17 protein-coding genes are annotated in these 19,884 nt (G+C 54.9%); 7 read left to right on the top strand and 10 right to left on the bottom strand.

What is annotated here, in order from left to right; all coding sequences use genetic code 11:
* Positions 1–30 precede the first annotated feature (30 nt).
* The gene (locus SH467x_RS09135) at positions 31–1,050 is read right to left on the bottom strand and encodes a sodium:calcium antiporter (protein WP_482370963.1); all 1,020 of its coding nucleotides are present in this window, start codon (positions 1,048–1,050) and stop codon (positions 31–33) included.
* A 121-nt stretch (positions 1,051–1,171) separates the two neighbouring features.
* Between SH467x_RS09135 and SH467x_RS09130 the strand changes: the two genes are divergently transcribed.
* Both SH467x_RS09130 and SH467x_RS09125 read left to right on the top strand, forming a co-directional pair.
* Positions 1,172–2,170 (top strand): mechanosensitive ion channel family protein, encoded by a 999-nt coding sequence (locus SH467x_RS09130; protein WP_482370962.1) that lies wholly within the window; start codon positions 1,172–1,174, stop codon positions 2,168–2,170.
* A gap of 600 nt (positions 2,171–2,770) precedes the next feature.
* Positions 2,771–3,928, top strand: coding sequence for a transposase (locus tag SH467x_RS09125; protein ID WP_482369908.1), 1,158 nt, complete (start codon positions 2,771–2,773; stop codon positions 3,926–3,928).
* Positions 3,929–4,364: 436 nt separating this feature from the next.
* On the opposite strand, the gene SH467x_RS09120 is transcribed toward SH467x_RS09125, so the two are convergent.
* The 4 genes from SH467x_RS09120 to SH467x_RS09105 form a co-directional block, all read right to left on the bottom strand.
* Positions 4,365–5,657, bottom strand: a complete 1,293-nt coding sequence (locus tag SH467x_RS09120; protein ID WP_482370961.1) for a hypothetical protein — start codon at positions 5,655–5,657, stop codon at positions 4,365–4,367.
* Complete coding sequence (locus tag SH467x_RS09115) at positions 5,654–8,212, bottom strand: protein kinase domain-containing protein (protein WP_482370960.1); 2,559 nt, start codon at positions 8,210–8,212, stop codon at positions 5,654–5,656. Before SH467x_RS09115 ends, SH467x_RS09120 begins: the two co-directional genes overlap by 4 nt.
* A 294-nt stretch (positions 8,213–8,506) precedes the next feature.
* Positions 8,507–9,403: a hypothetical protein gene (locus SH467x_RS09110; protein WP_482370959.1), complete on the bottom strand. Its 897-nt coding sequence runs from the start codon at positions 9,401–9,403 to the stop codon at positions 8,507–8,509.
* Positions 9,404–9,572: 169 nt separating this feature from the next.
* Entirely contained in the window at positions 9,573–10,193 is a 621-nt protein-coding gene (locus tag SH467x_RS09105; protein WP_482370958.1) for a sigma-70 family RNA polymerase sigma factor, read from the bottom strand.
* Between the two features lie 179 nt (positions 10,194–10,372).
* Here SH467x_RS09105 and SH467x_RS09100 point away from each other — a divergent pair, with 179 nt between their 5' ends.
* Both SH467x_RS09100 and SH467x_RS09095 read left to right on the top strand, forming a co-directional pair.
* Positions 10,373–10,738, top strand: coding sequence for a hypothetical protein (locus SH467x_RS09100; RefSeq protein ID WP_482370957.1), 366 nt, complete (start codon positions 10,373–10,375; stop codon positions 10,736–10,738).
* A gap of 209 nt (positions 10,739–10,947) precedes the next feature.
* Positions 10,948–12,132: a hypothetical protein gene (locus SH467x_RS09095; RefSeq protein WP_482370956.1), complete on the top strand. Its 1,185-nt coding sequence runs from the start codon at positions 10,948–10,950 to the stop codon at positions 12,130–12,132.
* Here the strand turns inward: SH467x_RS09095 and SH467x_RS09090 are convergent.
* The 5 genes from SH467x_RS09090 to rsfS all read right to left on the bottom strand — a co-directional run bounded on the left by SH467x_RS09090 (position 12,129) and on the right by rsfS (position 14,993).
* Positions 12,129–12,641 (bottom strand): M41 family metallopeptidase, encoded by a 513-nt coding sequence (locus tag SH467x_RS09090; protein ID WP_482370955.1) that lies wholly within the window; start codon positions 12,639–12,641, stop codon positions 12,129–12,131. The genes SH467x_RS09095 and SH467x_RS09090 overlap by 4 nt on opposite strands.
* A gap of 4 nt (positions 12,642–12,645) precedes the next feature.
* Positions 12,646–13,464 (bottom strand): class I SAM-dependent methyltransferase, encoded by an 819-nt coding sequence (locus SH467x_RS09085; protein WP_482370954.1) that lies wholly within the window; start codon positions 13,462–13,464, stop codon positions 12,646–12,648.
* Positions 13,465–13,467: 3 nt separating this feature from the next.
* The gene (locus SH467x_RS09080) at positions 13,468–14,184 is read right to left on the bottom strand and encodes a glycine zipper 2TM domain-containing protein (RefSeq protein WP_482370953.1); all 717 of its coding nucleotides are present in this window, start codon (positions 14,182–14,184) and stop codon (positions 13,468–13,470) included.
* A gap of 126 nt (positions 14,185–14,310) precedes the next feature.
* A complete protein-coding gene (locus SH467x_RS09075; RefSeq protein ID WP_482370952.1) occupies positions 14,311–14,502 on the bottom strand; it encodes a hypothetical protein in 192 nt (63 codons plus the stop codon).
* Positions 14,503–14,558: 56 nt separating this feature from the next.
* Positions 14,559–14,993: a ribosome silencing factor gene (gene rsfS / locus SH467x_RS09070; protein WP_482370951.1), complete on the bottom strand. Its 435-nt coding sequence runs from the start codon at positions 14,991–14,993 to the stop codon at positions 14,559–14,561.
* Positions 14,994–15,396: 403 nt separating this feature from the next.
* Between rsfS and SH467x_RS09065 the strand changes: the two genes are divergently transcribed.
* The 3 genes from SH467x_RS09065 (at position 15,397) to SH467x_RS09055 (ending at position 19,882) form a co-directional block, all read left to right on the top strand.
* Positions 15,397–15,984 carry a hypothetical protein gene (locus SH467x_RS09065; RefSeq protein ID WP_482370950.1) on the top strand — a complete coding sequence of 196 codons (588 nt, stop codon included), beginning with the start codon at positions 15,397–15,399 and terminating at the stop codon, positions 15,982–15,984.
* Between the two features lie 11 nt (positions 15,985–15,995).
* On the top strand, positions 15,996–16,712 hold the full coding sequence (locus SH467x_RS09060; RefSeq protein WP_482370949.1) for an HD domain-containing protein: 717 nt from the start codon (positions 15,996–15,998) through the stop codon (positions 16,710–16,712).
* A gap of 155 nt (positions 16,713–16,867) precedes the next feature.
* Positions 16,868–19,882: a PVC-type heme-binding CxxCH protein gene (locus SH467x_RS09055; protein WP_482370948.1), complete on the top strand. Its 3,015-nt coding sequence runs from the start codon at positions 16,868–16,870 to the stop codon at positions 19,880–19,882.
* The last annotated feature ends 2 nt before the right edge of the window (positions 19,883–19,884 follow it).

Raw genomic sequence — 19,884 nt, 5'->3', positions numbered from 1 at the left:
TCTCGGATGATCACACTTGGGTTGTAGCGTTTACAGCAGATTCGCAACCTTCCCCATGAAGAGGGCATAGATCAAAAGAAGCAGCGCTCCTTCGAATGGGGAAATCTTCTTGTCCTGTGTGAGAAGATAGAAAAGGAGGGTGACCGCTGCGTAGAAAGGGAGAGAGAAATGAAGCAATTCCTCCGGCACAGACAACGAGCCGAAAAAACTAGCGACACCAGGAATCACCAATGCGTTGAAGATGCAAGATCCGAGCACGTTACCGACGGCTAAACCCGCCTTCCCCGCTCGAGCAGCTGAGACGCTCACCACACACTCTGGCAAAGTTGTACCGATCGACAATAAGGTCATCGATACAATCGCCTTGCTCACACCCAAAGTTTCCGCGATCTTTCCCAACGAATCCACCGTTTGATTCGCACTGAGAAAAATCACCACTCCACTTGCGATCAAAACTCCTATCGCCCACCCCAATGAACTCGACGTTTCGGGAGGATGAGGAAGCGCATCGGACGATGCTTGACTATTGCCCGCTCTGAGCAAGTAAAAGACATAGGCACCATAAGCCAGCAACCCGATGATCGCTTCGGGCGCGTGCACCACTCCATCAAACATCGTTACGACCAGAATCAACGCCGCCCCGGCCAAGTAATTCAAATCGATATAGATGTATTGCGCCCCTAAATCGATGCGATTCTGAGAAAGGACCACCGTGAGCCCCAACACAAACAGAATGTTCGACAAAGAGGATCCGATAATGTTTCCGGGAACGATCTCGGAACTACCCGATCGAACAGACAAAATCGAAGAAATGAGCTCGGGAAGCGAGGTACCGACCGACACGATCACCACCCCAACAACAAAGGAAGACAATCCAAATCGGTACCCTAACGTCTCCGCAGCCCCCGTAAAGAATTTCGCCGACGCTATGAGCAATCCAACCGAAACAACAAAAATGGCCAAGGCGATCATCAAATCCATGCTGTCATAGCTCCGCTGCGTGAAATGTGGCGTCTCGAGGAGGGCCTCCTCATCGGGTATGGGACCCATTACGGCAAACGCTCTTCTATCGTTCGGTCCATTCTTGCTATTACATGGATCCAATTGCGAGGCATGAACCTCCGCGAAAAGACGCCGTTCCCAATAGCAAGCATTCGAAGACCGACCGAATATGAGTAACGAGATTGTCAGTCAACAAGAGATTAGTGATCAAACCGTGAAGATGTGGGATCAACTTCAACTCTCGGCTCAAAAGCTCATAGCGGGAGACTTTTCTGAGTTGTTCGCCCTGGGGGAAAAATCCCTGGTGCCAGCCGCGCAAGCGCTAGGGATCCTCGTTGCATTTTACTTTGGAGCTCGGTACGCCTCGAAGGCGGTCTCCTCTCCCATTTATCGCAGGGTGGACGAGACCCTCGGACGATTTGTCGAGAAGCTGATCTATCGGGGGCTCCTCGGGGCCGGGCTCATCTTCACCCTCCACCACTTCGGCCTACGTTCCACCAGCTTTGCCGCGGTCCTCGGAGCCGTTGGGTTTGCGGTCGGTTTAGCGTTTCAGGGAACGCTGTCCAACTTTGCATCAGGCGTTCTGCTGATGGTGTTCCGTCCCTTCAAAGTCGGAGATTTGGTTGTCGCAGGTGGTATCACAGCACGCGTTCACGAGATCGATCTTTTCACCACCGCCGTCGACACCCCCGACAACCGTCGGCTGATTATCCCAAATAGCTCCATCGCCAGTTCGACGATCGAGAATGTTACCTACCACCCCGAACGGCGCATCGAAGTACCCGTTGGGGTCGCTTATTCCGCAGATATGGATGCGACCCGAGCAGCCCTATGGCGTGCAGTCGAACAAGTGCGCGAGGTCATTCTCGAGACCGAAGAGCGAAAGAGCCAAGTCCAACTCATCGCGCTTGGGGCCAGTTCCGTCGATTGGATTGTTCGAGTTTGGGCTCCCACAAGAGAGTTTGCCAACGTCCGAGATCAAGTGGTTTACTCCGTCAAGAAGCAACTCGATAGCGAAGGTATCGTCATTGCCTTCCCTCAGCTTGATATTCACCTAGCACCCATTTCAGAATCAGCCGCGTCCCAGACTCCCCAAGCGAGCCCAGCCTCCCAGACGGGTCGACAACTTCCACGACGAACCGAACCACCGCGCCGCCACGCAGCCTAATCCCCGATGCTTTAATTGTGCGATACCTTTCCACGAACCATACCTTCGATCTCCCGAAAAGTTTCGAACAAAGAAACTCCCAAAACTGCCCCAAAGCTGGGTGCCTCCAATTCGTTTAGCAGTCAGCCGTAGGCGTACACGCACCCTTACACCACATCCCACACCCTGGCACCCCACTTTCGCCCCCTTTTCCTCCTTTCCTACTTTCCTACTTTCCTCTTTGGCGCCTTTGCGAGAATCGCCCCACTCCCCCGATGTGTGGGCCCGATGTGTGGGTGCCTTCTATTTACCTCCTCCCAAAAGATGGGTGCCTTCGATTTGCTCTCGCAGGTGGGCGGCTTCAATTCGCTCCCGTTCCCGAATCGCCGCTCTCCAATAGGTGCCCCCAATCTCTTCCTCTCTTCGCGCCGTAGCGCCTTGGCGAGAACAGCCCAAAAGGTGGGTGCCACCTATTCGCACTCCCACCTATTCGCAGTAGTTGAGTGCCTTCGATTAGCTCGCATTCCCCCACTTCAAAATGTTCTTCTATTTGGTTGCAACCCGCTCCCCCATCCCATAACGTAATAGGATCTACACCCCGAACCTCTGGAGAGATCCATCATGTCCAGCACGCTCCGTTCTGAGCAATTCGTTAGCAACGAAATCTGCCTTGTCCATTGCTACAACCGTTGTGTCCGTCGCGCCTTTCTGGCCGGCTTCGATGAGCTCACCAGCACAGACTACTCCCACCGAAGAGAATGGATTCGCCAAAGACTCGAATCCCTTGCCTCCGTCTTTGGTATCGACGTTCTCGAATATGCCGTCCTATCCAATCACCTCCATGTCGTCCTCCGCAATCGTCCCGACGTCGTGGCTACTTGGTCTGACCAAGAAGTTGCCACACGTTGGCTGCGACTCTTTCCTGGTACCCGGATCCTCGATGTCTTGGCCGAGGCCAACGAAGAAGATGTCCGAAGCGCCGTAGCCGATCCAGAAAAGATCAAAGAGTATCGAAGCCGACTCTCCGATATCTCTTGGTTCATGCGCTCTCTCGCCGAAGTCATCGCCAGGCGAGCCAATGCAGAAGACAAATGCACCGGTTGCTTCTGGGAAGGCCGATTCAAAGCCAATCGGCTTCTCGATGAAGCCGGTTTGCTCGCATGCGCCATGTATGTCGATCTCAATGTCCTCCGCGCGAATCTAGCCGAAACGATCGAACTCTCCATCCACACCTCCGTGTACGATCGTCTCCAAGCTGCCAACGGTGCAATGATCGAATCGACGGCTCTGGATCGTGTTCCTTTATCGAAGGAGGAATCGATCAAGCGGAGGACCAAGATGACGGTGGAGGAGCAGAAGAAGGCTCGTCAGAACCGTGGCCCCCGTCCTCTGGTCCCCAGAGACGCTTGGCTGGCCCCCTTCACGCTCGACCCCAAGGTGAACTCGTTGGATCCAGAGCCCTGCACCAACGGCCTGCGAGCCAGCAACAAAGGGTTCTTGAACATGAACCTGGAAGACTACGTGAAGCTATTGCGTTGGACAGCGGAGCAGAAGGGTCATCCTCCTGGGAAATTGCATCCGGTCCCCGAATCCTTGAAGCCCTTATTCTCTGGGCTGGGAGTCGAACCCAGCATGTGGTGCGACTTGGTATGGAACTACACGAAGTACTTTGGCACCAGCCGCTGTAGTGGAAGTCCCAAGTCGATGGTAGCCGACGCGGAGCGGACCAACAATCGCTGGAGTCGCGGCCAGCGGCTCGTCGCCGCTTGCTTCGCTTAGCGGCCCTCGGTTAGCAGAAGCTTGCTTGGCCTAGTAGCTGCTCTACCGCCAACCCGCGATGCGTCCCTGCCGGTCCCCCACTCCACCTATGCGCCATGGCGCCATGGCGAGAGCCCCGCCTCTCACCTCGCCCGAACTCCAGCACCGGGCCAAGTACGCTGCTGCGCTCTCCCCAGCCAAGTCGACTGCAACTCTGTCCAAATTGCCCCCAATCCCGCGTCCACAGCCCCATTCTTCCCCCCGATCGCCCGTACCCCCCGCGCCGATCCCCCGATCTCCCGTTCCCCCCCAGATAGGTGGGTGCCTCCTATTCAATAGATGGGTGCCTCCTATTTAATATTTAGTCCCTTTTGCAGTTCGTCTTTGCATCCGCTCAGGCTGGCGATTCTTTGTCGCAAGGAAACGAGTTGGGTGGGGACTGCGGAAGTGGATGCGCTTAGGAACTATTCCTTTGCGACCTTTGCGCCTCACCGATCAACCTCCCTCTCCAATTCCGATCGTCGCGGGTCTCCAGCATTCGAGACGAACCCATGCGGTACATCGCCAAACAAATCAAACGAGAGGGAATCGATTTCTCACCTCTCTTCCGTCGCGCTCGTTCGGAAACACAAATACCAGCAAGGATCATCAACAACACACCTGCAGTACATTCTTTTGCACTCGATACCTTGGCTTCCATATCCATCTCCGTGCGATCCAGTGCGAGTTGATCCGGGTCGACTCGGTGAGGCTCTTTCGCTCCCCCAGCGAACCATTGAAGCAACCCAAAGGGAGAGGGTTGCCATGTTGCTAAGTTCGTCAACGTCGGAGCACCCGCGGCGGTGACTTTGGCAAGTTCACCGACCTCGAGATACACCATTCCTTTGGGTGTCGGGAGTCCCTTGGGTGTCGGAAGTCCGTTGTGGAAGACCGATTCCCACGGTGCCTCCCTCCCTCGTTTCGAAGTATTGGTGAAGATGGATCGCGTTTGCAGACTACTACTCTCCTGCGTCCTTACCCCGGTATCCCTTCCGTCGAACCATTCGCTTGGTTCGCTCCACCAGTATCGATCCTCTGACGAATTCGACATGAGACGATCAACCGCCGAGTACGACTCCACCGCCAGAGATCGTCGAGGAAATATCCGTTGGATAAGCTCGAACGGCGAGTTACCACCAAGTCCGTATCCATTCATTCCATTCGGGGCCATCCGATCCTCCTGTTCCGCTTGCCACACGAACGACTCCATCGGTGCACGGACGAATTGGTTTTTGTCGCTTACGAAGAGGCGATCGGATTGTGTCGTCTGCTGAGCCGTTGACGAATCTATTCGTTCGGGGCTGAGGTCGATCCAAGCAAGGGAAGAATTAGCTTGCGCGAGTGCTTCTCGAACTGATGATCCTTGGATTGCGGTCACCAAGTCCCGTTCTTGATCTACTTGGTTCTGTTGCGAAGCCGATCCAACGGCGGAAGGGTTCGCAACTCCGGTCAACGCATTGCCGGAGCCCCCTTCCCCTTCCCCCACCAAGCCGCGCGATGCCTGACGCGGTAGTTTTTTCACCTTCGAAACATTTTCCTTTATGCCCAACGAAGGCTTCGAGTCCTGATCAGCGAGCGTGGCTGCCAGGATGTACGAGTCCGATTCGTGACGAAACTCGTCTGCCAAACGAGACCACTCCCAATCCCCCTGCGCTAGAACCTTTCGTACCTCGAGCGACTCCACGAGCGACGTACGCTTTTTCTCTCTCATCCATTGGTCTCCAGGAGATAAGGCGGCCCATATTCGATCGCCCATGATTCACGAATCGATTCGTATCGTTTCAACAGTTCGCTTTCTTGATCGTTCGCGGACTCCGCTCGCACGACCCACTGCTGGTAGTAAACCGCCTTTTGAATCGATTCGAGAGCTTGCCTCTTTTCACCGAGTTTAAATTGGACCATTGCCATGTTGTTCCAAATCCCAGCCGCATGTTTGGCAGCTTCTGCGTTGCTAGAATCGGTATCCGCCAGGGAAGTAGCTATGCTGATCGCTGATTGGAATGTCTTCAATGCAAGATCTAACCTCTGAGCGCTCGACTGAGCCATCCCAAGGTTGTTCAACGTGACTGCCAATTCTCGCCTGGGGCCCAGCAAGCCTGGCAACCCATCGACCGCTCGTTCCAACAGCTTGGCACTGAAGGAATAAATTCGAATCGCCTCCTCCACATTGCCTTGTTTCCAAGCCAGCGCTGCGAGGCTGCTATACGACAATGCCAAGCGGCGGAGTTCGTCCGAACTATGTTGGGCGGATGGTTCCGAGGTTCGCATCGCAAGCGAACGCGCCGTCACGCGCTCGGCAACTTTCACGTGTCCCTGCTCGGCTAAAATGAAACCGAGATTATGAAGAGCATCGGCAATCGAGTGTCTTATCCGCCTCTGGAAGCGGTTGATGTCCTTCTCCGGCATCGTGGAGGTCTCGATCGGACCAATGTCCAGTCGCTCGACTGCTCGGAGTGCATGCGTGCACGCAGCTTGCGTGTCCCCCATTTTGTAGGCAAGTATCGCCATCGAATTCCAGAGGAGCGAATCGGTATAGGCTCTGTCCACGCCTGGGGACACCTCCTCCGACCAAACGCTGACCAAGTCCAATTCCTGCTGGGCCGCCCCGAGTCTTCCTTGATCTCCCAAGATGCCCGCAAGCTCGCATTTGGATTGAATAGCGAGAAGCAGTAAATTGGAATCCGCCGTTTCGATCCAAGCCTGATGAAGATCGTTGGCGGCCAATGCCAACGCTTCGATAGCATCTTCCTTGCTCCCGGCGATTCCAATCAAATTCGCCATCTTCCAACGTGTTTCGGCGACGTCGCGCTGAAGCAATGGATCGTGATTGGATCGCGTGATAAACGTTCCGTAATACTTCAGAGTCTCTTGTAAGACCTCGCGCCTCAAGGCTTCGGTTCCTGGTAGAGCTGCAAGCTGTTCAGAGACTCGAAGTCCCAAGGAGTCGACGGCGGCGCGTGCCTGCTCGTAGTTTTCATTTCCTCTTGCCCACTGGATACGAGTCCGATTACGTTCTCGTTGCACCACCGCGCTATGCACTCCCATAGCCACAGTCGCTACGACCATCGTGCATACACCAGCCAATACGCGGTCTGGATACTTTCTGCAAGCAGCACTCGCTTGTTCACGCCACGTGACGCGCAAGGCGTCGATCGACTCACCATTCGCGAATCTTTCCAAGTCCCATGCTAGCTCCCGCGCCGAGGAATAGCGGGCATTGCGATCGGGCCGAATCGCTCGCAGGATAATCGTCTCTAAGTCTTTGGGAATGCTCGGACAAAATCTTCGTGGAGGTTCAACCGCAGGCGACTGAATCGCCTTAAGCAATGCTGCTCCTTCGTATTGAGAAAATGGATTCTTTAGCGTGAATGCTTCATAAATCGTTAGCCCTAGTGAATAAATGTCTGTTCGAGAATCCAATGGTTCTTTGCTCCCAGCTGCTTGCTCGGGGCTCATATATCGAAAGGTTCCAATCAAATCCCCAGATCGGGTGAGTGTATCGCTATCGGCTATGGAGGCGAGTCCGAAGTCGAGCACCCACAAATGCTCTTGCAGGTCGATCAAAATATTCGAAGGCTTGATGTCTCGATGTAGAATTCCGGATTGATGGACTCGGTACAGACCATCCGCAACTTGTGCGAACTCTCGAGCCAAATGCTTCTTCGATTCCAACGAAGTAATCGGGGCGCCCATGCCTCGCCGCCGCCCGATCCAGTTTGCAAGCGACTCCCCTTTGATTCGCTTCATGGTGAAATAGCACAAATCACCTTCGCAGTTCGTTTCATAAACGGGAACAATACTTGGGTGACAAACCGATGCAGCGGCTCTGGCTTCTCGGTGGAATCGCTCGACAAAGTTCTTTGCGAGTCTCTTACTGCCCAGAAGCACCTTGATAGCCACTTCGCTACTATCACCAGGTCGACTATCACCAATACGGCGGGCCGCATAGACAACTCCCATTCCACCTCTGCCAATCTCCTCCAGAAGCTCATATCCTTGGATATGAGGCAAAGCAGGTTCGGTGCAAGAGGCTTCAGGGTTTAGATTGCCTACCCAAAGTAAACCATCCAGCGCATCGACCAGCGCATTCCCCAAGTCAGCATTGGATTCGAGGAGCTTCGCGCGATCCCTTTCACTTGCAAAGGGGGACCCTTGCAAGCTTTGTCGATGCAAACAGTTCTCGAGGATGGCAATCAAACGCTGTTGTTGTTCCGCCGTTAAATCGGAACACGGATCATCAACCGATGGACCGCGATGATTTCGCATGTTTCCTTCTCAGCGGAATCGTTGGCTTAGAGCCCGAACGATCGGGAAAGCGATGACTTGATCGCGAAGAAGACAACGTCATTGCAACACGATTTCAATCCAACACCTGACATCTATGGTATATCCCTCGGATACCGAAGACAATCACTGCGGGCTTTGCTGCAACGCCAGTCTACAAGCGGCTCCAACCGAGAACTTAAGAATGCTTGGACTGCATGGGCTGACGCTGCGGCTTGCTAGCAATGTGGATCGTCACAATGTGGATCGAGGGGAGGACGAATCCTTTCCCGCATTTCAACGAAAGAAGAATCGACCGATACCTTTGCCGCCTCGTTTTGTCTCCATCCCAAGCTGTTCGATGACTTGCCCACCCACGATGGCTGTATCATCGATGATGACGGTATCTTCCGAGTTCTTCGAGACAACACGAAGATTTCCTTCCATCACTCCCAGGTGCGTCACTTGGTTCGATCCCCTTCCCAAATCAAAGGAAGCATTTCCATTGATGACGCCTGTTTCTCCAATCTCTGCTACGTCATCTCCCGATCCGCCACGGTAACTCATGCGTCCCTCTATCTGGCCCGATACACTCGCTGAATTGTCTCCATCACCAAGTTTAAAATCAGCATTTCGTCCGACTATGGCCGTATCGGACAACGCCACCGAGTCATTGCCCTCCCCAGCGCGTACGAACAGATTACGCCCTATACTCCCATCGACTTCGACGAGATTATCTCCTTTTCCGACCCAAGCAAAAACATTATCCTCCACTTCGACTTCTGGACCCATCAGCAACGAATCGCTCCCTTCCCCACCAAGCAAAAACAAACTACCCGATAGAGAGCCCGACTCGATCGACAGGACATTGTCTCCCCCGCCGAGATCCACCATCACTTGGTCGATTGGCGCATTGCCCAACGAGAGAAGAACTTCATCATTGACGGCTCCCTCTGGGTCCAATTGAACTCGGATATCGTCGGTGACGTTGTTCAAGGTCGCAACAACCATATCCCCTTCCTTGACTTCCAGCACGCCACCTTCGAGCGAAGTAATCGAGACCGCCCCATCCGCGGTCCCTCCAATGAGCAAGTCCCCTTCGACCACTCCGACATCAATTGCCATCAATCGACGATGCTCCAGTGACTCACAAGTCAATCGAGTCGGTCTGCCCAGTCTTCTCTTGCGTTGCATGATGTCTCCTTCCAGAAACCTAGAGTTGAAATCGATCCAGTTCGATTTCGTGATGAGTCGGGCTGCAGCGGCGGTAAACTTCTACCGTCCGATGATTCCGCTAAGAGGCTAAGTACCGCGTCGGTATCGAATACCGCCGCAACTTTTTCGGTTTTTTAGAAAGAAACGCTCAAGCCTCTCCGTGGCCTGCTTTCATGGATTGCTTGAGTTTGAGCAAAGCACGTATCCACAACTTCTCCACGCTATCGATCGATCGATTCATCTCCTCTGCGATCTCGGGAAACGACATGCCTTGCAAGTTCCGAAGTAGAACCACTTGCTGGTAGTCGTCTGGGAGATCCTCCATGGCTTGCGCTAGCTCCAGCGTTGTTTCGTTCCAGACAACGATCTCGCTGGGGGAAGCACCTCCGCCTGAAAGGCAGCGTTCAAGATGCCCGGAAGCTTCGTCGAGATCGCGTTGAAACTGTACCTCCATGTGGATGTTGCGTTGGTGGGTTCCCAAGTAACGTCTTGCTGTCTTGGCCATGCGATCGGCGAGGATTCCACGAAGCCAACCTGCAAACTCAGCCTTGGAACTGCCGCGGAAGAGACGTATCTTCCGGACTGCCTCAATGCAAGTCTCCTGAACGACATCCGATGGATCCACCTTGCCGTTCAAGCCCTGGTGGAGTTTGCTCCTCGCCAGCATTCGCAAATAGGAACGATACTGTTCAAGCAGTTGTCCAAGCCGTCGCGGATCCTCGTCGAGTGTCGGAGGGATCCCAATACCGCTCCCATTTTCTGCATCCATCGCTTTCCTTCCCTCCCTTGTTCCAGCCCCAACCCATTTATATGCATCGGTATCAGCGAGTGGAACTCACTTTTTCGGATGACTTCAACAAGAATTGATCAAGCGGCAAAGTCGACCTAGTCGATACAGTCCAGCACGGAATACCCGACCCAACTACCCCCTTGCTAAGAAACTGATTCATGAATCGATCTTCCGCACAAGTGATCGGTATCGAATGCTGCACCTTGAACGAGCAGTACTGCTTCTCGGAAACGGTCAGTGCCCCAGTTGTCGAACGGCATATTCATACTCCTAGGGAACGAACCCTCGATGCGACGGGAAAGGTGGTGTCGGTACCATTCCCATCCGCTGGAAATTCCATGGACAGCTCCATGGTCCCCTCTGACCGTGTGACCGTGCGTGTACGCGATCTCACCGCCGGTCTACGAGCGATGGCCACCATGCAACTTGCTTGGCTCGACGATCTCGGCGACGATCCCGTCGTCCTCACCAGAGATTTCTATGAAGTCTTTCTCGCCTGCCAGCAAATGCGTCGGGCTGGATAGATAGCATTCCTCCTAACTCCTCTCCTCCATCGCAACCCTTCTCGTCGATGGAGTGACGAGAAAATTGCATCAGAGACTGGGTTTCGTCTTGACGCATCGGTGAGGTTTTTTCTATCCCTCCGTGCATGGACTACGAACGTTCACCCCTGCACGAAAGAATCGATGCCCGCTGTGTGCCCAAGGCCCACAGATCGCTGCACGCTCGAACTGTGCTTCTCATCGCACTGGCCTCGCTCACTGGATGCCGCCGCGCGGCGTTCAACGAGATCTATGTCGAGAACATGGCGGGTGAGATTCGAGCCTTGGAAGATCGGGTCTACGAGTACGACTCCGCCTACCAGAGCCTCGAGATCGAAAACGAGGAGCTGCGCCGAATCAACGAAGAACTCCGATCCAAGAACCGCGTTCTCAAATCGGAAGCCTCCAGCGAACGATCTCTTTTGCCTGTCCCGTTGGATCGAGAGCGGAAACCTTCCACCACCACCAAACCAAAACAACCTGCTGAACCGGAGCTGGACGAACCGAGCGCAATCGATCTAAGCCCACCTCCGCTTCAGTCCAAGTCAGCTGCACCGAAATCGAGCGAGCCCAGCTTAGACGTGGTGCCCCCTAGCGCATCGCCCCAACCATTGCCTCTGCCAACAGGCGGTGAATCGCTCCTCCCACCTCCCAAGAGCGCTCCTTCTCTCCCAACTACCGAAGACAAGAAATCGAGCATCCAACGCCCCCAAGCCAAAGATTTGGTGGAGGACGTACAGCTTCCAGGTGGCCTGATCCGATCGGCTCAGCAACCGCGGCTCCAAGAGCCATCGCAGACCCCTGCGTTGTCCAAGCCGTCGAGCGTCCTACCTCAACCGTCGCTCCCCAAGCTGACGCCGGGAGCGATCCTCCAAGGCCGAATCGACCTGCCGATCGACCCGACAATCGATTCGGCTGTTATTCCCGCTTCGGCCAACATGCCGGTCGAACATAAAGTGACCGATCAACGGATGGTCGAAATCGCCTTCCACGAGACGCTCTGCCGCGGACACAATTTCGACGATCAACCTGGTGACGATGGACTCTATTTGGTTCTTGTTCCCAAAAACGTGACAGGTGAACCGCTTCAACAGATCGGGAAACTCACGGTGGTGATCGAGGAGTCGATCGACGAGGTTTCCCGCCGTATTGCGGCTTGGAACGTGACGCCCGATGAACTAGAAGAATCGCTTGAACCGATCGGAGCCTCGCAAGGCTTTCATTTGAGTCTTCCATTTCAAGACGTTGCACCGGAGAGCAATCGGGTGCAGGTCTTTCTGAAATATGAGCTCGAAGATGGTCGCGTCCTGGTGAATCGCAAAGACATCGCGTTGCGAAGACCTGGGCATCGCCAAACGACTTGGACTCCGCGCTAGTCGCTCTCGATCGACCTATCGACAATGTGTTGAACGGCGCGACCACTCAAGGACTTTTTTGCGATCAATTCCTCGGCAACCCGTTCAATGGCGAGCCAGGTATCGGGCGCGTCGATGAGATGCTCGGTTTTATCGAGCCACCTGTGCTGCAATCTTTCGACCTGTTTCTCGGTGGCACCGCGGTAGCGAGCCAATTGACGAACTCCGACCATATCCTGCTGAGCACCTGGCCAGTTGTAGCGTCCGACGATTCGGGCCTCGGCGACGACACCCGCTAGGAGAATCAACGCTTGCACCTCCAACGCATCCTTGATCGGTTGCCCGCGCCGTTTGCTCATTTGGACTTGGCCTAACCGAAGCGAGTTTCGCTCGATCGTCACCTTCTCCACCTGTCTCCCCAGCGTGATGGCGAGCACTGCATGACCAGCCTCGTGAAAGGCCGTCGCTCGATCGTCCTCCGAATCCTCTTGGTACAAAACAGCTTGTTGGTACAGATCAATCCGAATCAATCGTCTACCTCACACGGTGCGCGATCGCGATGAAGCCACCCGCACGAAGATGCGAAAACCAGGATGATTGCAGCAAACCGGATGATTCGCGATTCAGACGGTGCATGGTGGTGATTTTCAGGCCAGCGGACTCGATATCAGCCCGCAACTCCTGTTCGGAATAAATGTGAAGGAACATACTCGGCAGGCCTCGATACGGATAGATTCGATCTCCAAGCTCCCAACTCTTGTCGCGACGTCCCCGCCACCAATCGCTAATCGTGCGTCGAACTCCCCCCGGATCGCGCAGCCACGACCCTCGGTTATGGACATGGACGATGAGACATCCCTCTCGACGCAGTATCCGTTGCGCATGCGATAGGAATGATCGACGGTTTGCCCGCCCTCGCACCATGCCCAGGGAACTATACATGCAAAGCACTCCGTCGGCGATACCGTCGTGGAGGCATCGAAGATCTGCCATGTTGGCGCGGAGAAAGCCGCAGCGATCCGAAAGGCCTTTCAAGGCTGCTTTACGCGAGAATTCATCGAGCATGTCCTGGCTCAAATCGATCCCGAGGACTTGGAATCCCCGTTCTGCTAAGGGGATCAGATTTCGGCCTGGACCACATCCGACATCGACAATCAGGCGATTATTGCCGTCGCTTCGAGTGGTCTCTTGCGGAAGCGACTCCGCCACGATTTGCCGGTCCAAATCGAGCAGCGGATGCCCAGCATGAAATCGATCGTACTCGGTTGCGATCGTTGGTTCGTTGACGTAATCCCAGGTTCCTCGCGAGACTCCGGCAGGTAGTTGCCACGACGGTCGTTCAGGGACGGTCATGCCCTAAAACCCGCGTCGCTCTACATAGACCGGAGCCCGGGTAGAACGATAAGTCGGCGACGTTGGCGTCGTGATAATCGTTCGGGTCGCTGGTCGATATTCCTCCTGGATGATGACCTCGGAGGGCTGGCTACGATAAACCGTTGTTCTCGGAGGACGCGGAACGTTGCCATTCTGTTGCAAAGCGGTGATGACATAGTCGCTCACCCCTCGCTCACTCATCCAAATCACTTCGTTGACGTCAGGACGTACGGCGACCCCGTTGGCTTGGATGTGCGAGACGATGACGGTATCGCTCACCCCGCTTTGAGTCATGCTCACCACTTCACTGACCGTGACCGGACGGCGTGTGACGACTTGGGTGGTCGTCGGCGCGTAGGTCCGATGCTCTACGTAGGTCGGAGAGTGGTAATGTCCGTGGTAATGGTTGGGTCGTTGATAGTAGTACTGCGTGGGCGTTTGACGTCGTTCCGCATGGTCGCGGTTATTTCCGAGGACCCCGCCCGCGACAGCACCGACCGCGCCGCCGATCAATGCACCTTCGGTGGTATCGTCCCGCTGGTGTCCGATCACACCGCCGATCACGGCACCCGTAACGCCACCGAGAAGAGCGCCGTTTCGCGTGTGGACATTCTGCGAATAAGGTGCGACCTGGGCCATCGCAGTGCTAGCACAGCAAAGCAAACTTCCTGCAAACCAACCAGCACGAATCCAACGCATCGGTGCACTCCTGTCGGCAAAGATTCCAGAACACCTCCATCCATGAAGGTCGTCATTCTGTGAGGCCAACTACGCAAATAGAATATCGGCAGCGGCGCGTCGAGACTGAAAAAGGTTGTTGGCAATCTAGCCAATCCAGAACATGGCAAGCCACAAAACCAGCGCGATCGCTAGCAGGAAACTCAAAGTCCATAATCCAGTTTTGATAGCTTGGCTCAAGATCAACGGCACCCGCTCATGACGGGTCGCTGCCATCACCATGGACGAAGCGATCAAGACCGGTAAAAGCCAGAGCAAATACTCTACGGAAATACCCATCTGGTTTGCTACCCCTCAGGTGATGGATCGAGTCCAACGCGGCGATGGTTTGGTGGCTACGCGTTGGGTTCGGTGTTGCTGACACGGGCATTGGTATCTTTTAAGGTCTCGCTCAAGTCAATACGAGCGCTGTCGGCCCAGAGACCTTCCAAGTCATAGAATTTCCGCCATTCCTCGTCGAACAAATGTATCACGATCCCGCCGTAATCGATCGCAATCCAACGGCTTTCATCGTATCCGGAAACACTGAGGCGGGTTTCCCCGTGAGCCTTGAGCAATCGATGGATTTCTTCCGCAATGGCATGCAATTGCCGGCGGCTCGTTCCCGTGACAATCAAAAAGCAGTCGAAAATGCTCGTTTGCTTAGAAATATCGAGCAAAACGATGTCTTGTCCTTTGCTTTCGGCAGCGGCCCGAGCCGCGAGTTTGGCGTTGGCAATGCTATCGGCGACTGTTTGTGGGGAGAGGGTTCCTGGTTCGGTTTCCACCATGCGACTTCGGTTCTCAGTTCTATTTGTTTCTTGGCAAAGGATGAACACTCCTAGTTTAGGTTACCAAGCCTTTATTGTCACGCTTCCAATCGGGGCGGTTCACTCCGGTTCGGCCAATTTAAAAGAATTTCTTATCCTCGCTGTCTTGCCTAGACCCTTTGCATGACAAATTCAGTCCAATTTTTCTGGCTAGCCGCCGAATCCTTTGTGGCTTTTTCGTGCTCCTAGACATGTGGACTTGGCCCCCCAAACCGCCAATAGAAATTTCGATGAACTTTTTCGCCTTTAAGACAGTCGAATAGGGCATTAAAAGACAGGGAACGAAATCGAGTTAGCGACTAAGATGCAACCGATAGGAGAGCAGGAAGCGACCCCGATCCTACGAGGATGCGACTAAAACACCATGAAAAGACCTTTGAGAACCCGAACAAGAATCGACCAAAACGCCCACTATTTCCAAGCCCTTGGACTGAGACGAGGGGAATGCCGCATTGAAATCATTCGTGATGCGGCAAGGAATCGAGCCAAAGAGCTGTCAGGGAGATCGCATCCCTCGACGGTCGATTTGCATCGAGCAGAAGTGGCAATCGCGGCTTACAAGCTGCTCGACCCGCGAGGCCGAGCCGATCTTTACGAGCGCGTCCAACTTTCGTGCCCGCTCGATCAAGCCGACAATGCACCGCCGCCACCTCCGTCGATCTCCCCCATCAATCGATCGATCGGACGATCATCGACCCAAGTACCAGCGGAATTAACCCCGGTGGACTCCGCCTGCTCGATCCAACTGATGGCGGGAGAGGTCGTCGATCAGGCGATCGCCTTGGAGGAGGATGCGTCCGAATCCGAGACGGAGGGTGAGTCTCGCAGAGAGCCTTCCATTTTGTCCTTAGCGGAGCGACGCCAAATTGTCGAGTTGCTGAAGAAGAGCGACGAGGATACTCCCTCGAGCCGTTCCACCCTCGGCTGGCTTCGATCGTATCTGGGCATTTGAAGGATTCCTCGGTGACGAGCGCAGAGAGCCAACAGTATGGCAGTGCATGGAGCTACCAGTGGGGTTCCGCCATCGAGCCTTGGATTCGCAGGCAGCTGGCTCAGGCCGATGCCGGCCATGGGATCGATCATGTGCAGCGAGTTGTTCAGAATGCGATCGCGATTGGTGAGCGTGAAGGTGCGGAGGTGAACATCGTACTCCCCGCCGCGTGGTTGCACGATTGCGTCTTGGTTCCTAAAGATTCGCCAGAGCGGAGCAAGGCATCGAGATTGGCAGCAGCGGCCGCCATCGAATTCCTGCATTCCATTCGCTATCCGGCGGAATGGTTGAAACAAATCGAACACTGCATCGCGGCCCACAGTTTCTCTGCCGGGATCCCCTGCGAAAGCTTGGAGGCGAAAGTTGTTCAAGACGCCGACCGCCTCGAAGCGATCGGCGCCGTCGGTATTTCTCGCTGTTTGATGACCGGCGGATCGATGCGTCAACTGCTTTATTGCGTCAAGCAACCCTTTCCGATCGATCGTCCCCCGCAGGATACCGTTCAATCGATCGATCACTTTTTTGCCAAGTTGCTTGGTCTCGCCAAGACCATGCAAACCGATCAAGGCCGCATGATCGCTGCGCAGCGCACCGAGTTCATGATCGATTTCCTACGCCAGCTCGCCTCCGAAATCGGAGTCGATCACCGGGACTTGGATCGGGCGATCTCCCAAGCGTCAAGGCGCTGAGCGCCAGCAAGAAAACGTTGCATTTTGCTCGCATCGCGACGATAACTAGGGGTACCCTGCACTGGACCGTTCTCCGCAATGCACCGAAGCTCTCTTTCGGACCATGCCTCGGTCGCGTGCTTATCCCACCCACTCTTGCTTTGAGCAAACAATCGATGATGCAACGTCTCGCATGGATTTGGATTCCTTTCACTGGTTTGGGACTCAGCATCCTTCCCTTCACCTTGGTGTCCCCCCTTTTCGCCCAAGACCGAACGCAACCCCGTTTGCTAGAAGAGCTCCCTCGCATCGCGCCTCAAGAACCTGCCGACGCCATGCGGGAGATTCAGATCAAGCCTGGGTACCAATTGGAATTGGCTGCTGCCGAACCTGAAGTGCGCGACCCGGTAGCGCTCGCGTTTGATGACGAGGAGCGCATGTACGTCGTCGAGATGTGCGACTACTCAGAGCAGGACCAAGACTTTCTCGGAACTATCCGTCGACTGGAAGATCGCGACCAGGATGGCCGCTACGAAACGAGCGTTCTGTTCGCCGACAAGCTCTCCTGGCCCACCGGCGCGATCTGTTTCGATGGAGGGATCTTCGTCGCAGCAGCGCCCGACATCTGGTACCTTAAGGACACCGACGGAGACGGCAAGGCCGATGTCCGTCGCCAAGTCTTCACCGGATTTGGACGGCAGAATGTCCAAGGACTTTTGAACAGTTTTTGCTGGGGGCTCGACAATCGCATTTATTGTCAAGTGAGCAGTTCTGGGGCTACCATCACACGCCCGGATCGCCCTGATTTACCACCGGTATCGGCTAGCGGACGAGACTTTTCTTTCGATCCGATCACATTCGACATCCGACTTGAGAGCGGTGGCGGACAGCACGGCATGAGCTTCGACGATTGGGGCCGTCGTTTTGTTTGCCACAACAGCGATCACCTCCAGATGTTCGTCTATCCCGACCGCTATGCGTCCCTGTGCAAAGTCTATCCGCTCCCTCCATCGAGACAGAGCATCGCGGCCGATGGCCCGCAAGCCAATGTGTACCGTCTCAGTCCGGTTGAGCCTTGGAGAATCGTGCGCACACGTATGCGTGTCACCAATCAAACACCTGGAATGATCGAAGGGGGTGGCCGAGCATCTGGTTACTTCACCAGCGCGACGGGCATCACGATCTACCGCGGCGATGCCTTTCCATCCAACATGTCGGGGGTCGCTATCGTCGGTGATGTGGGAAGCAATATCGTCCATCGAAAGAAGCTCACCGAGTCGGGAAGCTCCATGGCTGGCCATCGTATCGACTCCGAATCTGAGTTTCTAGCCGCCACCGATACTTGGTTTCGCCCCGTACAATTTGCAAACACGCCCGACGGCACCCTCTATGTGGCCGATCTCTATCGAGAAGTCATCGAGCACCCGAAGTCCTTGCCCGAGGAAATCAAACAACATTTAGATCTCACCAGCGGACGAGATCGTGGACGAATCTACCGCATCGCTCCGATCGATTTTAAACATATGGATGCACCTAAGCTCTCCCAGCAATCCCCTGCTCAATGGGTCAAGGCTTTGGAGAGCGCCAACGGATGGAAACGAGACACTGCATCGCGACTTCTATACGAGCAACTTTCCTTGCGAGCGACCGCCCCAGAACGAATCGAACTCCTTAGTGCCTTGGAAAAGACCGCTATCCATTCGTCGTTACCGCAGGCTCGTTTGCATGCGTTGGGATTGCTGGCGCGCACGTCCGAGTCCCGTGAAGCCCATGTGCGGGGCCTCTCGGACGCACACCCCCGCGTACGGGAATGGTCCCTTTTGTGGGTGGAAGAGCGACTTGGATCCGACGAACAGATTCAAAAACTTCTTCCGAAGCTCGCCGAGGACCCCGATCCCCGCGTCCGATTGCAGCTTGCCCTTTCCCTCGTGGCCTCCGACCTTCACCCCGTTGCTAAATCCGAACTTGCCTACGAAACGCTTGTAAATTCCCCCTCGGATCCTTGGATTGCCGCCGCATGTTTCAATGCGATCGGTTCTCAAGCCACAGCGATTTTGTTCAAGCAATTGGATGCGTCGCCGAGCGCGCTGGATCTCGCGAAAGCTCTGCCGATGGGGCGCTTGACGGGCAAGCTTGCTTCCGCCGACCAACTGGCAACCCTGGACAAGAGATTGGCCGGGAGGCCCAAGTCCGATGCGAATTCTATGCAGTTGATCGCAGAGATTCTGAACGCGATTCAGGAGCGAAGTATTGCGGATGCCAAGCGCGAGGAGTTGTTCGATTCTCTACCGACTCTGGCAACCCTGCGAGAGCAGTTGATCAAGAAGGCTCGCGCCGACTTTGGAAATGGTGAGCTCCCGATCGCGGATCGGCAGGAAGCGATTCGAAGGATGATGTGGCAGGCCAACGAGTCCGACATCTCGGCCTTGGCCGCTCTCATCCACCAGCGCGAACCTCAGGATATTCAAGTTGCCGCAGCCAACGCATTGCGACGATTCACCTCGGCTCAAGTCCCCGTGGAGCTGCTGAAGAGTTGGACCATGATGTCCCCCAAACTCCGTTCGATCGCTTCCGACATCCTCTTCTCGCGCGCCGCGTGGGTGGAAGCGTTGGTAGCCCAAGCCGAAGAGGGGAACTTCCTTTTGACCGATCTCGATGTCATCCGTTTGAATGGATTGCGAAACGATCGGAAGCTCAAGGATCGCGTTGAGAAGCTTCTGGCAAGCTCCACGTTTGGAACCCGAAGCGAAGTGTTTGAAACCTATCGCGCTGCGTTGAACATGCCTGGTGATAAGCAAAAAGGGAAATCGATCTTCGCGCAATCTTGTTCTGCATGCCACAAACTGGAAGGTGTCGGCTATGAGCTGGCTCCCAGCTTAGCTTCTTTTCAATTCCGTGGTGCGGAAGCGATTCTTCAGAATATTGTCGAACCGAATCGAGAAGTTAATCCTCAGTACGTTTCCTACACCATTGTTACCGAAGATGATCGCGTCCTGAGTGGGATGATCCAGTCTGAATCGGCAGCCAGCGTCACGTTGGTGCGAGGTGAAAACCAGACGGACACGATCGATCGAAGCGACATCGCCGAGATGAAGAGTTCTAAGCTCTCTCTCATGCCCGAAGGGCTCGAAAGACAAATCGATGTTCCCGGCATGGCCGATCTCCTCGCCTATTTGATGGCGGTGAAGTAGCA

This window comes from Brakhagea slesvicensis (assembly GCF_052161625.1).
GTDB lineage: Bacteria > Planctomycetota > Planctomycetia > Pirellulales > Pirellulaceae > JBKCUI01.
The sequence above is the reverse complement of the archived record's forward strand: the minus strand, read 5'-3'. Positions and strand labels throughout refer to the sequence as shown.

Bases quoted from the DNA above. Each gene is read 5' to 3' on its own strand.
- SH467x_RS09135 (WP_482370963.1), bottom strand. From the start codon at position 1,050: ATGGGTCCCATACCCGATGAGGAGGCCCTCCTCGAGACGCCACATTTC.
- SH467x_RS09130 (WP_482370962.1), top strand. From the start codon at position 1,172: ATGAGTAACGAGATTGTCAGTCAACAAGAGATTAGTGATCAAACCGTG.
- SH467x_RS09125 (WP_482369908.1), top strand. From the start codon at position 2,771: ATGTCCAGCACGCTCCGTTCTGAGCAATTCGTTAGCAACGAAATCTGC.
- SH467x_RS09120 (WP_482370961.1), bottom strand. From the start codon at position 5,657: ATGAGAGAGAAAAAGCGTACGTCGCTCGTGGAGTCGCTCGAGGTACGA.
- SH467x_RS09115 (WP_482370960.1), bottom strand. From the start codon at position 8,212: ATGCGAAATCATCGCGGTCCATCGGTTGATGATCCGTGTTCCGATTTA.
- SH467x_RS09110 (WP_482370959.1), bottom strand. From the start codon at position 9,403: ATGCAACGCAAGAGAAGACTGGGCAGACCGACTCGATTGACTTGTGAG.
- SH467x_RS09105 (WP_482370958.1), bottom strand. From the start codon at position 10,193: ATGGATGCAGAAAATGGGAGCGGTATTGGGATCCCTCCGACACTCGAC.
- SH467x_RS09100 (WP_482370957.1), top strand. From the start codon at position 10,373: ATGAATCGATCTTCCGCACAAGTGATCGGTATCGAATGCTGCACCTTG.
- SH467x_RS09085 (WP_482370954.1), bottom strand. From the start codon at position 13,464: ATGACCGTCCCTGAACGACCGTCGTGGCAACTACCTGCCGGAGTCTCG.
- SH467x_RS09080 (WP_482370953.1), bottom strand. From the start codon at position 14,184: ATGCGTTGGATTCGTGCTGGTTGGTTTGCAGGAAGTTTGCTTTGCTGT.
- SH467x_RS09075 (WP_482370952.1), bottom strand. From the start codon at position 14,502: ATGGGTATTTCCGTAGAGTATTTGCTCTGGCTTTTACCGGTCTTGATC.
- rsfS (WP_482370951.1), bottom strand. From the start codon at position 14,993: ATGGTGGAAACCGAACCAGGAACCCTCTCCCCACAAACAGTCGCCGAT.
- SH467x_RS09065 (WP_482370950.1), top strand. From the start codon at position 15,397: ATGAAAAGACCTTTGAGAACCCGAACAAGAATCGACCAAAACGCCCAC.
- SH467x_RS09055 (WP_482370948.1), top strand. From the start codon at position 16,868: ATGATGCAACGTCTCGCATGGATTTGGATTCCTTTCACTGGTTTGGGA.